The organism is Pseudomonas sp. KH_040 (assembly GCF_057839305.1).
The window spans coordinates 4,945,936-4,959,653 of sequence record NZ_CM174487.1 but is presented as its reverse complement, the minus strand read 5'-3'; the positions used below and the strand labels follow the sequence as shown (position 1 = coordinate 4,959,653).

The 13,718-nt window shown below is 60.3% G+C and carries 12 protein-coding genes; 6 read left to right on the top strand and 6 right to left on the bottom strand.

All coding sequences use genetic code 11. The features are described from left to right. Window positions 1–19 precede the first annotated feature (19 nt). Window positions 20–3,025 (bottom strand): RHS repeat domain-containing protein, encoded by a 3,006-nt coding sequence (locus tag AC3IUF_RS22070; RefSeq protein ID WP_489279304.1) that lies wholly within the window; start codon window positions 3,023–3,025, stop codon window positions 20–22. Window positions 3,026–3,250: 225 nt separating this feature from the next. Here AC3IUF_RS22070 and AC3IUF_RS22065 point away from each other — a divergent pair, with 225 nt between their 5' ends. From AC3IUF_RS22065 to AC3IUF_RS22050, 4 genes are all read left to right on the top strand, one after another. After that, on the top strand, window positions 3,251–4,057 hold the full coding sequence (locus AC3IUF_RS22065; RefSeq protein ID WP_007917459.1) for an alpha/beta fold hydrolase: 807 nt from the start codon (window positions 3,251–3,253) through the stop codon (window positions 4,055–4,057). Then, the gene (locus tag AC3IUF_RS22060) at window positions 4,054–4,908 is read left to right on the top strand and encodes an alpha/beta hydrolase (protein ID WP_007917457.1); all 855 of its coding nucleotides are present in this window, start codon (window positions 4,054–4,056) and stop codon (window positions 4,906–4,908) included. The genes AC3IUF_RS22065 and AC3IUF_RS22060 overlap by 4 nt, the downstream gene beginning before the upstream one ends. Before the next feature lie 115 nt (window positions 4,909–5,023). Then, on the top strand, window positions 5,024–5,830 hold the full coding sequence (locus AC3IUF_RS22055) for a DUF4892 domain-containing protein (protein WP_042704990.1): 807 nt from the start codon (window positions 5,024–5,026) through the stop codon (window positions 5,828–5,830). A gap of 69 nt (window positions 5,831–5,899) precedes the next feature. Continuing rightward, the gene (locus tag AC3IUF_RS22050) at window positions 5,900–6,952 is read left to right on the top strand and encodes an AI-2E family transporter (protein WP_007917454.1); all 1,053 of its coding nucleotides are present in this window, start codon (window positions 5,900–5,902) and stop codon (window positions 6,950–6,952) included. A gap of 634 nt (window positions 6,953–7,586) precedes the next feature. Here the strand turns inward: AC3IUF_RS22050 and xopAW are convergent. From xopAW to AC3IUF_RS22035, 3 genes are all read right to left on the bottom strand, one after another. Then, complete coding sequence (gene xopAW / locus AC3IUF_RS22045; RefSeq protein WP_489279302.1) at window positions 7,587–8,444, bottom strand: XopAW family type III secretion system calcium-binding effector; 858 nt, start codon at window positions 8,442–8,444, stop codon at window positions 7,587–7,589. A 234-nt stretch (window positions 8,445–8,678) separates the two neighbouring features. Further along, window positions 8,679–9,728, bottom strand: a complete 1,050-nt coding sequence (locus AC3IUF_RS22040) for a sensor histidine kinase (RefSeq protein ID WP_489279301.1) — start codon at window positions 9,726–9,728, stop codon at window positions 8,679–8,681. Continuing rightward, window positions 9,728–10,477 carry a response regulator gene (locus AC3IUF_RS22035; protein WP_016983639.1) on the bottom strand — a complete coding sequence of 250 codons (750 nt, stop codon included), beginning with the start codon at window positions 10,475–10,477 and terminating at the stop codon, window positions 9,728–9,730. The genes AC3IUF_RS22040 and AC3IUF_RS22035 overlap by 1 nt, the downstream gene beginning before the upstream one ends. Window positions 10,478–10,773: 296 nt before the next feature. Between AC3IUF_RS22035 and pyrF the strand changes: the two genes are divergently transcribed. Then, complete coding sequence (gene pyrF, locus AC3IUF_RS22030; protein WP_161986598.1) at window positions 10,774–11,472, top strand: orotidine-5'-phosphate decarboxylase; 699 nt, start codon at window positions 10,774–10,776, stop codon at window positions 11,470–11,472. A 125-nt stretch (window positions 11,473–11,597) separates the two neighbouring features. Here pyrF and AC3IUF_RS22025 read toward each other — a convergent pair whose 3' ends face one another. Together AC3IUF_RS22025 and AC3IUF_RS22020 are read right to left on the bottom strand one after the other, a co-directional pair. Beyond that, entirely contained in the window at window positions 11,598–12,602 is a 1,005-nt protein-coding gene (locus tag AC3IUF_RS22025; protein ID WP_489279300.1) for an NADP-dependent oxidoreductase, read from the bottom strand. Continuing rightward, window positions 12,599–12,754, bottom strand: coding sequence for a hypothetical protein (locus tag AC3IUF_RS22020; protein WP_489279298.1), 156 nt, complete (start codon window positions 12,752–12,754; stop codon window positions 12,599–12,601). The genes AC3IUF_RS22025 and AC3IUF_RS22020 overlap by 4 nt, the downstream gene beginning before the upstream one ends. An 85-nt stretch (window positions 12,755–12,839) precedes the next feature. On the opposite strand from AC3IUF_RS22020, the gene AC3IUF_RS22015 reads away from it, so the two are divergent. Next, complete coding sequence (locus AC3IUF_RS22015) at window positions 12,840–13,601, top strand: SDR family oxidoreductase (protein WP_007917441.1); 762 nt, start codon at window positions 12,840–12,842, stop codon at window positions 13,599–13,601. Window positions 13,602–13,718 lie beyond the last annotated feature (117 nt).

The following is a 13,718-nucleotide window of genomic DNA, read 5'->3' as shown; positions in this document are numbered from 1 at the left end:
CTCAACCGCGCTAACGCGCTCAGAAGTTCAGTTGTGATCGGGAGTATTTTCGTTGTCCCGGCCCCGTTTCACTGACGAAATGCAAGACTTCAGTGGCGGCGGGGTCAAAATCTGCATTGCTCGAAATCGGCGGACTTTCTCGACGGATGTCGGCGCCGACCTGATTCCTCTCAAGGTCCCAGGAGGTTCGGCCCAGTTCTGCGCTTAAACCGGGCGTTGCAATTGTGACAAACGTCGAGCGTATATCGCCGACGGCGCTCATGACTGCCCGGTTCACCGCTGTTCGAGTGTGTACGTCCAGGGCGTCGTATCCGGGAATTTGTGCAACCGCCAGGTTGGCGATTTGCCCTAGAGACATGAAGAAGTGGCGGGTGCTGAAGCCTATCAAGGCGTTGTCGGGGTTGAAGGTTGGATCGCTGTTGCTCGAAGGCCTGGCCGGCGTGCCGCGCATCCCTCTTACAACAGAGGCGCCGGCAGCGCTGGTGGCCGTCACCGCCGAGACAGAAAGAATCGACTGCAGAACGTTTCCGGTCACATCCGTGCCTAACAGCACTGAACCTGCGAAACCGGTGGCGCCTGCTGCCAACCCTGCTGCCCCGACACTGGCCGCTCCCGTGGCCAGGTCGACACGGCCGATGGAGGGATTGCTTTGGCCGACATTGGCGAGGTACTGGGCCGACATCTCACGAAACACCGTACCGAATGCGCCGCCAATCTGATTGGCAGCCGCAGTATTGCCTCTTGGATCGAGTATGCCGAGCAAGGAAGGCGCGGCACCCAACGCCGCACCCAATGCGGCGCCACCGATTTTTGCCGCCAGCGGCCCCCAGTTTCCCGGGTCGTCGATGGACATTGAACTTTGCGCCCAGTTGGACCCGGCGTAACCACTGATGCCGCCCGAAATGGCGCCGGCCACCGCACCGCCAATCGTCACCGCCGTGTTCGCCGCCGGCAAGAAGCCCACGAAAGCCGCCTGGACAGCCGAGCCAACGGCTGCGCTGAAAAACTCTCGAGCGGCTGTCGCGCCCGCTGCCCTGGCGGTATCGACCCCCGCCAGTCCCTGTCTGTCGACGAACCTGACAGGATTGCCGCGTACCATCAAAAACAGGTTCAGACCATCGGCGATACCGGCCGGATCGGGACTGATCCAGCGCATCAACCAAGGTGCGTAGAAGCGTTGTCCATAGTAATAAAGTCCTGTGGCATCGCGCTCCTGGCCTGCGTAGCGACGGGTCTTGTAGCTCGCTTGAACCTGATCGGGGCCCGCCCACCAGGAAGTACCACCGTAGGGGAAATAGTGTTCCTCACTGACGGTGTCTCCCTGATGGTCCAACACCAGCATGCTCGAGCCCAGATGATTGCTGAAGCTGTAGTGGTATTGATTGGCTGCCACACCTTTGCCGGGCCAATGCAGAACCTCAACCGCACAGCGTCCCGCTTGCACTGAAATGACATGCAGGGCTTCGTCGGGCGACTCGCGTATTTCCAGCTCTGGCAAGTAGCGCGTTTGATGCCGTTGCGCGATGCCCTCCATGTATACGAGACGAACCTTGCGCTTGCGCTGGCCGGCACCGTTGTACACGTAGCGTTCGCAGTCATTCGCAGCATGTTGGCGTATGACTTGATCAACCTGACTCAATCGCCTGCCAGCGTTCCACTGCAATAGCTGCCCGGGCTGCAGAGTTTTGCGGTTGCCATTGGCATCAAATGCGGCGGCGATTTCAGGCTCGTCGGGCAGCGTTCCATCGTCGGATTGTTCAAGTCCCCGATTGCTGTACCGCGAGATCGCCGTACGCTGTGTCCAGCTCTGGCTGACCGCGTTGTGCACCAGCATCGTGAGATTGCCGGCAGCATCGTACGTGTACGTCTCACAGTAGTTTTCCAGTTGCGCGGAGTCTGGCGGGGAGGTGAAGACGGGGGCTGCGGGGCCATTCGACGTGTTGCTTCGTTGCCAGCCAGTGGCTGAAATCAATTGGTACAGGCTGTCGTAAGTAAAGGTACTGAGCGGTTCGATCTTCTGGTTGCGAAAGAAGCGCGTGCGTTGTGCCATGTCCTGGATGCTGAGGATATTGCCCACCGGATCATAGCGATAAACCAGTTTTTGCAGATTGGGCCTGGCGAATGTCTCGGCACTGATTTGCTCGAGTCGACCATTTTGCGGATCGTAAAGGTTCTGACTGATCACGCCGTTGGCGGCCACTTGGCGCACAATCTGATTGTCGGGGTTGTACTGGATGTCGAGCAGTAATAAGTGGTCTTGCGTATCTCCCGCGATTTTCAGACTGATCTGTTTCAGTTGTCCGGCAATGTTCAGTTGTAGCCGCTTCAGGTTGCCCATTGCGTCTTGCTGGCTGATCACCTCCCCCAACGCGTTGAGGCTGAAATGGGTTGCTGCGCCGTGACCGGTTTCATGTAGCAGGTCTCTCTGTGGCTCGGTTTCCGGCCAGTCAGGTTCATCGAGTTGGTCAAGGAAATGTTGAACACACGCGATCGGGACACCGCTCAGGGCGTAGTGCGGAAAGAATTCAGTACCGGCACTGTCGTCATGGCGAACAACTCGCCCACACTGGTTGCGCCCTGCAGTCGCTGGCGTACTGTCACCGTAAGTGAAAAATGTGCTGTTTCTGGCATTCCCCCCACAGGTCTGTTCGATGGCACTGACCGGACGCAGCATCAAGTCGTAGCGGGTCTGCGTTTGGGTCAGCAGGCCGTCCCAGTCGATCAGGCGTTGACCGGCTGCCCCTGGCAAGGTCAGTTGACTAGTCCCGTCAACACATTCGCTGCCAAGGAGCGCTCCAGTGAGGCTGGAACGCAGTTTCATGTTCGGTGCAGCATTTGGCTCGCGCGCTTGCAGGGCGTGCAAGCGAGGATCGTAGACATCAGTCAGACGAGCGACAGCGTCGTAGCGCTGGCGGTAGATTCGCGCTTCGACCACCGCAGCGTGTGTGTCACGGCAATAGGACACCGTAGCAATGTTCAGCCTGCGTGGATCCGTCACAGAAACGGTCGGCGTGTAAGCGTGCATGAATGTCACATTCCGTAGCCAGTGAACCGGACTCAGTTATTCGGCAACGGGGCCGAACGGTCAACTGTCAGAAATTACAGTTGAGCGAAGTTTGCGACGACTGGTGCAATCTGCGCTTATGAATAAAACAACATCGCCACCATTCCTGGCAGTTACGGTCATTGCTCCTGGACGCGGTCTTACGGACAATCAACGCCACGTTTCCCGCTCATGGATTTACCCAGCATGTCGCAACCGATCTTTTTCGCCCACGCCAACGGATTTCCCTCGGGCACCTATGGCAAGTTGTTCGCGGCGCTGGCGCCTGAGTACCGGGTTGCGCATCTGGAGCAGCATGCCCATGACCCGCGTTTCCCGGCGGACGACAACTGGTACAACCTTGTCGATGAGTTGATCCACCATTTGCAGCAACAGGATCAACCAGTGTGGGGCGTTGGCCACTCCTTTGGCGGGGTGTTGCACCTGCACGCGGCGCTACGTTGCCCTGAGCTGTATCGCGGTGTGGTGATGCTTGATTCACCCGTGTTGACTCGCACTGATCAGTGGGTGATCCGTGCCGCCAAGCGTTTTGGCTTCATCGACAGACTGACCCCGGCGGGCCGCACCCTGGGCCGGCGGGAAGAGTTCGCCGACCTCGACAGTGCGCGCAGCTATTTTGCTGGCAAGACACTGTTCCGTGGTTTCGATCCGGAATGCTTCGATGCCTACCTGCAACACGGTTTGCATCAGGTCGGCGACAAACTGCGCCTGCGTTTCGACCCGGCCACCGAGATCAGCATCTATCGCGGCGTGCCGCACACCAGTCCTGGCCGCACCCGGCAATTGCAGGTGCCGCTGGCGGTGGTGCGCGGGCACAAGAGTCGTGTGGTCATGCGTCATCACACCCGTTTCGTTTCGCGTCTGGCCCAAGGCGAGGCGTTGAGCATGCCCGGCGGGCACATGTTCCCGCTTGAGCGCCCGCAGGACACCGCACGGTTGTTGAAGAACCTGTTTACCCGTTGGGAAAAACGCCAGGACAAGGATTGCGCATGAGCCCGCCCTTCGAAGAAGTCCGCCTGAGCCTGCCGCATATCGAACTGGCCGCGCATTTGTTCGGGCCCGAGGACGGTGTGCCGGTGATCGCGCTGCATGGCTGGCTCGACAACGCCAACAGCTTTGCCCGTTTGGCGCCGAAGCTCAAAGGCTTGCGCATCATCGCGCTGGACATGGCCGGGCACGGGCATTCCGGGCACCGACCGAATGGCGCCGGCTATGCGCTGTGGGATTACGCCCATGACGTGCTGCAGGTCGCCGAGCAACTTGGTTGGAAGCGATTCGGCCTGCTCGGGCATTCGATGGGCGCCATTGTCTCGATGGTGTTGGCGGGTTCGTTACCGGAACGCATCAGTCATCTGGCACTGATTGACGGCGTGATTCCTCCTACAGACAAAGGCGAAAACGCCGCCGAGCGCATGGGCATGGCCCTGCAAGCGCAACTGGATCTGCGCGACAAACGCAAACCGGTCTACAACACCCTCGACCGTGCCATCGAAGCGCGGATGAAGGGGCTGGTCGCGGTCAGTCGAGAAGCCGCCGAGTTGTTGGCTCAGCGCGGATTGATGCCGGTTCCGGGCGGCTACACCTGGCGCACCGACAATCGACTGACCCTGCCATCACCGCTGCGCCTGACCGAGGAACAGGCAATGGCTTTCGCGCTGCGGGTCAGTTGCCCGGCGCATCTGGTGGTCGCGGCTGACGGCATGCTGGCTAAACATCCCGAGTTGCTGGAGCGTCTACCCTTCAGTCGGGAACAGTTGGCGGGCGGGCACCATTTGCACCTGAACGATGAGGCCGGGGCCGACCTTGTCGCAGACTGTTTCAATCGGTTCTTCGCCATTCCTTGACTTGCTGCGGGCAACTGTCGAGGCTGGGCGGGTTGAAATGGGAGACAACCACGATGGATTTCTACACCGCTGCGACCTCGAATCATCCAGCATTACCGATCCGATGAGCCTGACTATACGGTCACTCAGTCTGTTGGCACTGTGCTGTTTCAGTACCGTTTCGTTCGCCGCCGATGTGCCGGGCAGCCAGGATCTGCAGATCGTGCCGCGTCTGGCCGATGCGCAGATCGTCGACTATCGCCCTCCGGTTGAACTGGAGCGGATCTATCCGCTGGGCTCGATCCGCAAGATCAGCGGGCAACTGCGCTTCGACGGCCAGGTCACTGCTCGTGGCCAGATCACGTCGGTGACTTACGAGTTGCCCCCCGAACACTCCGCCACCGAAGCCTTCACCGCCGCCCGCGAGGCCCTGCAAAAGCAGGACGCAGAATTGCTGTTCTGGTGTCAGGCGCGTGATTGCGGCGAAAGCAGCCTCTGGGCCAACGAGGTGTTCGGTAACTCCAAGTTGTACGGCGCTGACGAACAACAGGCGTATCTGTTGTTGAGGCTGGCCGCACCGCGCGACAACACGCTGGTGGCGCTTTACAGCATCACCCGTGGCAATCGCAAAGCCTATCTGCATGTCGAACAGTTCGAGGCGGTTGCACCGCTGGGTGAGTTGCTGCCGACTTCGGCAACCTTGTTGCGTCAGCTCAAAAGCACCGGTGAGCTGGACTTTCCTGATCGCGTGAATGAGCCGGATGACACTTGGCTGCGGTTGATTTCCCGTGGACTTAATCTCGACACGACGTTGCGTGTAACGGTGTCAGGGCCAAAGGCCGAGGCCTGGCGCCAGGCGCTGATCAATCAGGGGGTGCGGGCGGCACGCATGGAAACCGGCAGTGTCGAAGGCTCTGGCCTGCGCATCGATCTGTTGCGGTAAGCTGTTTTTGGCGAGCACGAGCCGTGTGTTCGCCTACTCTTTGCCTGACTGACTTTTTCGAGACCTTACATGCTCAATAATGATCGCCTGCTGGTGCAGATCCTGCTGCTGGTGTTGTTTGGTGCCAGCCTCTGGGTGATGGCGCCATTCTGGTCGGCGCTGTTCTGGGGCGCGGTGCTGGCGTTTGCCAGTTGGCCGTTGATGCGCCTGCTGACCCGTTGGCTCAATGGCCGTGAATCCTTGGCTGCGGCGATTCTGACGTTGGGCTGGATGTTGCTCGTGGCCGCGCCGCTGGTGTGGCTGGGGTTCAACCTGGCGGATCATGTGCGCGATGCCACGGCGTTTATCAAGGATGTGCAGGTCGACGGTCTGCCGGAAGCGCCGGTGTGGCTGGGGACTCTGCCGTTTGTGGGCGAGCGTCTGGTCGGGCTGTGGAACAGCATCGATCAGCAGGGCGCCGCTCTGATGGTGTCGATCAAACCTTATCTGGGGCAGGTCGGTAACTGGCTGCTGGCGCGCAGTGCGCAGATCGGCGGCGGGATTCTCGAGCTGACCCTGAGCATTGTCTTTGTGTTCTTTTTCTATCGTGACGGGCCGCGACTGGCGGCGTTTGTACACAGTCTGCTGCAGCGGCTGATCGGTGATCGGGCGGGGTATTACATCGACTTGGTGGCCGGCACGGTGCAGCGGGTGGTCAACGGGGTGATCGGCACGGCGGCGGCGCAGGCAGTTCTGGCGTTGATCGGCTTTTTGATTGCCGGGGTGCCGGGGGCGCTGGTGCTGGGGATTGTCACCTTCCTGCTGAGTCTGATTCCGATGGGGCCGCCGTTGGTGTGGGTGCCGGCGACGGCCTGGCTGGCGTGGAAAGGTGAGTATGGGATGGCGGTGTTTCTCGGGATCTGGGGGACGTTCATCATCAGTGGCGTGGACAACGTGCTCAAGCCGTATCTGATCAGTCGCGGGGGGAATTTGCCGTTGGTGATTGTGTTGCTTGGGGTGTTTGGCGGGTTGATTGCGTTTGGGTTTATCGGGTTGTTTATCGGGCCTACGTTGTTGGCGGTGGCTTATAGTTTGTTGACGGATTGGAGTAAGAGTCAGTCTCGGGTTGAGGAGCGGCGCTAGCGGTTTTGGGTTTTGGGTTTTGGGTTTGGGGTTTTGGGTGAATATCCGTTGCTGCGGTAACGGCGGCTTAGGGTTCCGCCCTTACGGCGGGTCACTTTTTCCAGACGCCGAAAAAGTAACCAAAAAGGCTTGCTCCTACGTGCGGCCCGCTCGCTGGGGCTCGGGGTTCCTTCGCTGCGGGATCGATCCGGGCGCAGCGTCTCCGGTTTGCTTCGCTGCACCTCCTCTCGCTGTGTTTGGCTGCGCCAAACGGTCGCTGCGCTCCCACGCCCGGATCAATCCCTCCACTCAGCCTTCCGACGTCGCCCGTGGATCAAGATCAAAAGCAGGCGAGCGGACACTCGGCCTATTGAGTGGTGAAGAGCGTGGGGTGTTCGGCTTTTGATGTGTTTCAGAATCTGAGTTCAACTCGGTATTTCACGTCGGTGTAACTCGTCCAAACACCTCAGATCAGTCCCCTCTCCCTCTGGGAGAGGGCTAGGGTGAGGGGATTTTGATCTGTTTCAGAATCTGAGTACGACTCGGTGTTTCACGTCGGCGTAGCTCTCCCAAACACCTCGATCAGTCCCCTCTCCCACGGGAGAGGGTTAGGGTGAGGGGCTTTTGATTGTCCGTGGCAAATAATGGCGTCGACTCAAGTCGCCACATTCAAATACTTGCCCACCGACGCCGTTTTTTCCAGCGAGTACTGTTTGCTCAGATTGGCAATCATGCGGTTCAGCGCTTCAGTGGTGCTCTGGGTGGAAGCGGTCTGTTCTTCCTCCGGTCGTTCTCTCCCAGCCTGTAACGCCGCTTTCAGTTCATCACTGCTCACGCCGCCGCTGCTGTCGCTATCGAGCACCTTGAGCAGCGCGGCGCTGGTGTCGGTGCTGGTCGTTGCGGTGCTGTTGTTGCTGGTTTGCAATGCGCTGTTCAGTTCTGTCGCGGTCACGCTGCCGTCGCCATCGGCGTCGAGTTGGCTGAACAGTTCGTCGCTGTTGATTTGTGGTGGCGGAGGCGGCGGTGGGGTCAGGCTGGCGGTGAGTTCGTCCTGGCTGACGGTGCCGTCCTTGTTCTTGTCCAGGGCGGAGAAGATTTCGTTGCTGTCGGCGCTGCTGCCGGCGCTGGTCAGGCCGCTGCTCAGTTCGTCGCTGCTGATGGCGCCGTCGCCATCGGTGTCGAGGGCGCTGATCAGGGCGTCGGCGAGATCGGTGTCCGGAGCTTGATCGTGTGGCGGTGGCGGAGGCGGCGCCATGGCGGTCATTTCTTCGGCGCTGAGGCTGCCGCTGGCGTCGCTGTCCAGATCACCGAACTGTTTGCTCAGGTTGACCAGCAGGCCGTCGTCGGACTTCTGCGACAGGGCGCTTTTCAGTTCGTCCTGATCCACCGCGCTGTCGCCGTTGCTGTCGAGTTTGGCGAACAGTTCTTTTTGCAGTTGCTGGCTGCGCGCGTTTTGCGTGGAGGTGCTGCTGGTGCTGGTATAGCTTGTGTAGTTGCTGACGCTACCGATCATCGGACTCACTCCCTGGAATGGCAAACCGGTGGGTGTACCGGCTTATGCAGCCTCAGGGCGCAAGTTGTCGGGGGTATGTGGGGTTTGTACCGGTGGGTACACACGGCAGAATGAACACCGCCGAACTCTGTGGGAGCGAGCCTGCTCGGGAAGAGGCCGGTACATCCAAAAGAGATGTTGGATCAGATGACGCCTTCGCGAGCAGGCCCGCTCCCACATTGGGCGGTGGTGTTTTCAGGTGCGCGGCAGGCGAATGATGGCGGTAAGGCCGCCGCCCGGGGTTTCTTCGAGATTGAGCTGCCCACCCAAACGCTGCGCCGCCTCGCGGGCAATGGTCATGCCCAGCCCCACACCGCCGGAGTTACGATTGCGCGAACCTTCCAGCCGATAAAACGGCTCGAACACCGCTTCACGTTTGTCCTCGGCAATCCCCGGGCCATGGTCGATCACGTGGATCAGCAGTTGCTCGCGTTGATCTTGTAACTCGATGCGCGCCTGGCCGGCATAACGCAGGGCGTTGTCCATGAGGTTGTTGATGCACGAACGCAGCGCCATCGGCTGCACCGGCAACGGCGCGCAGTGGCCGCTGACCTGCACGTCGGCGCCCTGGTCCTGAGCGTTTTCGCACAGCGATTCGACCAGCGCCTGCACATCCATCAACTGCAAGGCTTCGCTGGTGCGCTGTTCGTGCAGGTAGGTGAGGGTGGCGTCGAGCATGCCGATCATGTCGTCCAGGTCCTGACGCATCTGGCCTTGCAGCTTTTCATCGCTGATGTTTTCCAAGCGCAGTTTCAGGCGTGACAGCGGTGTGCGCAGGTCGTGGGACACGGCACCGAGCATTCGTGCGCGCTGCTGCACCTGTTCGCGAATGCGCCGCTGCATCAGGTTGAAGGTGTAGGCGGCTTGTCGTGCTTCCCGTGGGCCGGACTCGTCGAGTGGCGGGCTGTCGAGGTCTTCGCTGAGGCGTTCGGCGGCGTTGCTCAGGCGCTGGATCGGGCGACTGAGCAGTTTGGCGCCGTACCAGGCCGCGATCATCAGCGTGATGAACTGAAAGGTCAGTGGCACCACCGGGCCACCAAACCACGGACGCGGTGGCCGTGGCGGGTAGCGCGGGTCTTGCGCCATTGCTTGGCCGTTGGCGCCTTGGGAGAACTCCGGAGGCGGCGGAGGCGGAGGCGGGCCGTAGAGACGGAACCAGGTGAAAGCCAGCAGGTGCGCGAGGACGATCGCCACGAACAGCACGCCAAACAGGCGCCCGAACAGCGTGTCGAAGCGCGCCCGCATCAGCCGATGTCTCGCGCGTCGAACAGGTAACCCTCACCGCGCACGGTTTTGATCAACTGTGGGGCTTTCGGGTCATCGCCGAGTTTCTGCCGCAGGCGCGAGACCAGCAAATCAATGCTGCGGTCGAAGGCTTCGATCGAGCGACCCCGGGCTGCGTCGAGCAATTGCTCGCGGCTGAGCACTCGGCGCGGACGTTCGATAAACACCCACAGCAGGCGAAATTCGGCGTTGGACAGCGGCACCACCAGACCATCGTCGGCGATCAATTGGCGCAGGACGCTGTTCAGGCGCCAGTTGTCGAAACGAATGTTGGCGCGTTGTTCGGTGCGGTCGTCACGCACCCGGCGCAGAATGGTCTGGATGCGCGCGACCAGTTCGCGCGGTTCGAACGGTTTGGCCATGTAGTCGTCGGCGCCCAGTTCCAGGCCGATGATGCGGTCGGTCGGTTCGCAGCGAGCGGTGAGCATCAGGATCGGGATGTCCGATTCAGCGCGCAGCCAGCGGCACAGCGACAAGCCGTCTTCGCCGGGCAGCATCAGGTCCAGCACGACGACATCGAAATGCTCGGCCAGCAGCGCCTGACGCATCGCCGCACCGTCGGTGACGCCGCTGGCGTGGATGTTGAAGCGGGCGAGGTAATCGATCATCAGCTCGCGAATCGGCACGTCATCGTCGACGATCAGCGCGCGAATGCTCCAGCGCTTGTCGTCTTTAGGCTCATCCGTCGCGGTCATTTGGGTGTTGTGCATGAGGCTGTTCATCTGCCAGTAGGCCGCCAACCACAAAAGATGGGCTGCGAGGTGGTGGTTTCAGCATAGGCGTCCAGCCGCGAGGCGGGAAGTGCTGATGTAAGGACGTGTTGCGGCTGGCGAGGCTAGCGCGGATGCTTGTTGCTGGCGTGTCGGCTGTGTATCGGAGTCGACACAATAGCAGCGAGCGCTATGCTGATCACGGTTGGTGCGACGATTTACCGATCATCGGGTGCCGCGCCGCTGCCGGTTCCGCTACAATGCGCGCCGATTTCGACCTGCCTGAGAGCCCATTCATGTCCGCCTGCCAGACTCCTATCATCGTCGCCCTGGATTTCCCTACCCGTGACGCCGCACTGAAGCTGGCCGACCAGTTGGACCCGAAACTGTGCCGGGTCAAAGTGGGCAAGGAACTGTTCACCAGTTGCGCCGCCGAAATTGTCGGCACCCTGCGTGACAAGGGTTTTGAAGTATTCCTCGACCTGAAATTCCATGACATTCCCAACACCACCGCGATGGCCGTGAAAGCCGCCGCCGAGATGGGCGTGTGGATGGTCAACGTGCATTGCTCCGGTGGTATGCGCATGATGGCCGCTTGCCGTGAAGAGCTGGACAAGCGCAGCGGCCCGCAGCCGTTGCTGATCGGCGTGACCGTGCTGACCAGCATGGAGCGTGAAGACCTGGCCGGTATCGGTCTGGATATCGAACCGCAGGAACAAGTGCTGCGTCTGGCTGCACTGGCCGAGAAGGCTGGCATGGACGGTCTGGTGTGCTCGGCGCTGGAAGCCACGGCACTGAAAACCGCGCATCCGTCGCTGCAACTGGTGACCCCGGGGATTCGTCCGGCGGGCAGCGCGCAGGACGATCAGCGCCGCATTCTGACCCCGCGTCAGGCGCTGGATGCCGGTTCCGATTATCTGGTGATTGGCCGTCCGATCAGCCAGGCGGCGGATCCGGCCAAGGCGTTGGCTTCGGTTGTAGCCGAAATCGCCTGATCAGACCCCGCGAAACCCTGTAGGAGTGAGCCTGCTCGCGATAGCGGTGTGTCAAACAACGTTAATGTTGACTGACACACCGCTATCGCGAGCAGGCTCACTCCTACCTTTGTTTTGTGGTGAGTTTAAACCTTCAACACCAACTTGCCGAAGTTCTCGCCGCTGAACAATTTCATCAGCGTCTCCGGGAACGTCTCCAGGCCTTCGACGATATCTTCCTTGCTCTTGAGCTGCCCCTTGGCCATCCAGCCGGCCATTTCCTGCGCGGCGCTGGCGTATTGCGCGGCATAGTCCATCACCACAAAACCTTCCATCCGCGCGCGATTGACCAGCAGCGACAGGTAGTTGGCCGGGCCTTTGACCGCTTCCTTGTTGTTGTACTGGCTGATCGCGCCGCAGATCACCACGCGCGCTTTCATGTTAAGACGACTCAACACCGCATCGAGGATGTCGCCGCCAACGTTGTCGAAATAGACGTCGACGCCTTTCGGGCATTCGCGTTTAAGCCCGGCTACAACGTCTTCGGACTTGTAGTCGATGGCGCCGTCGAAGCCCAGTTCATCAATGAGGAATTTGCACTTGTCGGCACCGCCGGCAATGCCAACCACTCGGCAACCTTTGATCTTGGCGATCTGCCCGGCAATGCTGCCCACTGCGCCCGCCGCACCGGACAGCACAACGGTGTCGCCGGCCTTCGGTGCACCGACATCCAGCAGGGCGAAATAGGCGGTCATGCCAGTCATGCCCAGTGCCGACAGATACACCGGCAGCGGTGCCAGTTTCGGATCGACTTTGTAGAAACCTCTTGGCTCACCGAGGAAATAATCCTGCACGCCAATGGCGCCGTTGACGTAGTCCCCGATGGCGAATCCCGGATTGTTCGAAGCAACGACTTTGCCTACACCCAACGCGCGCATGACTTCGCCGATACCGACCGGCGGGATGTAGGACTTGCCTTCGTTCATCCAGCCACGCATGGCCGGGTCGAGGGACAGGTATTCGTTCTTGACCAGAATCTGCCCCGCCGCCGGTTCACCCACCGGGACTTCCTGATAGGTGAAGGTCTCGCGGGTTGCCGCGCCCACCGGGCGTTTGGCGAGCAGGAACTGGCGATTGGTCTGGTTGGTCATGACAGGCACTCGAACGGAATGAAGCTTTGTTGATAGACCTTCGCCGGCATTGGCGCAAGGTTGGCTGATGCGGCGAATGCACGCCGATCCAGTGCAGTGATGATCACCGGGCTGGTTTTATCACTGCAACGCATGGGCACATAAACAGCCATTGGATAGTGCTGACGCTCGGCAGACCTCAATGGCTATGCTGCCATTCCACACATCCCCTGCATCCATCCCTTCGAGGACATAACAATGAGCATGACGTTTTCCGGTCAGGTTGCCGTAGTCACCGGCGCCGCCAACGGCATCGGCCGTGCAACCGCGCAGGCGTTCGCTGCCGAAGGCCTGAAAGTGGTGGTCGCCGACCTGGACGCGGCAGGGGGCGAGGGCACCGTTGCGCTGATTCGTACCGCTGGCGGCGAAGCGACCTTCGTGCGTTGCAACGTGACCGTCGAAAGCGAAGTGAAGAATCTGATGGACGAGGTGATCAATACCTACGGTCGTCTGGACTACGCCTTCAATAATGCCGGTATCGAAATCGAAAAAGGCAAACTCGCTGAAGGCTCGATGGATGAGTTCGACGCAATCATGGGCGTCAACGTCAAAGGCGTCTGGCTGTGCATGAAGTATCAACTGCCATTGTTGCTGGCGCAGGGCGGCGGGGCGATCGTCAATACCGCCTCGGTGGCGGGACTGGGCGCGGCGCCGAAGATGAGCATCTACGCGGCGTCCAAGCATGCGGTGATTGGCTTGACCAAATCGGCAGCCATTGAGTACGCGAAAAAGAAAATCCGCGTCAACGCTGTGTGTCCGGCGGTGATCGATACCGACATGTTTCGCCGCGCTTATGAGGCTGATCCGAAGAAGGGCGAATTCGCCAACGCGATGCACCCGGTCGGTCGCATCGGCAAGGTCGAGGAAATTGCCAGCGCTGTGTTGTACCTGTGCAGCGACGGTGCCGCCTTCACCACGGGCCACTCTCTGGCAGTGGATGGCGGCGTCACCGCTTTCTGAATAAAGCGCCAGAAAAAACAGCCCGCATTCATTGCGGGCTTTTTTGTGGGTCACGGTCAGTTCCGTGAAGTCCCTTAAACAATGTGTATCAAACGGTTAGAACGGTCGCTTTTGGCG

Bases quoted from the DNA above. Each gene is read 5' to 3' on its own strand.
- AC3IUF_RS22070 (WP_489279304.1), bottom strand. From the start codon at position 3,025: ATGCACGCTTACACGCCGACCGTTTCTGTGACGGATCCACGCAGGCTG.
- AC3IUF_RS22065 (WP_007917459.1), top strand. From the start codon at position 3,251: ATGTCGCAACCGATCTTTTTCGCCCACGCCAACGGATTTCCCTCGGGC.
- AC3IUF_RS22060 (WP_007917457.1), top strand. From the start codon at position 4,054: ATGAGCCCGCCCTTCGAAGAAGTCCGCCTGAGCCTGCCGCATATCGAA.
- AC3IUF_RS22050 (WP_007917454.1), top strand. From the start codon at position 5,900: ATGCTCAATAATGATCGCCTGCTGGTGCAGATCCTGCTGCTGGTGTTG.
- xopAW (WP_489279302.1), bottom strand. From the start codon at position 8,444: ATGATCGGTAGCGTCAGCAACTACACAAGCTATACCAGCACCAGCAGC.
- AC3IUF_RS22040 (WP_489279301.1), bottom strand. From the start codon at position 9,728: ATGCGGGCGCGCTTCGACACGCTGTTCGGGCGCCTGTTTGGCGTGCTG.
- AC3IUF_RS22035 (WP_016983639.1), bottom strand. From the start codon at position 10,477: ATGCACAACACCCAAATGACCGCGACGGATGAGCCTAAAGACGACAAG.
- pyrF (WP_161986598.1), top strand. From the start codon at position 10,774: ATGTCCGCCTGCCAGACTCCTATCATCGTCGCCCTGGATTTCCCTACC.
- AC3IUF_RS22025 (WP_489279300.1), bottom strand. From the start codon at position 12,602: ATGACCAACCAGACCAATCGCCAGTTCCTGCTCGCCAAACGCCCGGTG.
- AC3IUF_RS22020 (WP_489279298.1), bottom strand. From the start codon at position 12,754: ATGGCTGTTTATGTGCCCATGCGTTGCAGTGATAAAACCAGCCCGGTG.
- AC3IUF_RS22015 (WP_007917441.1), top strand. From the start codon at position 12,840: ATGAGCATGACGTTTTCCGGTCAGGTTGCCGTAGTCACCGGCGCCGCC.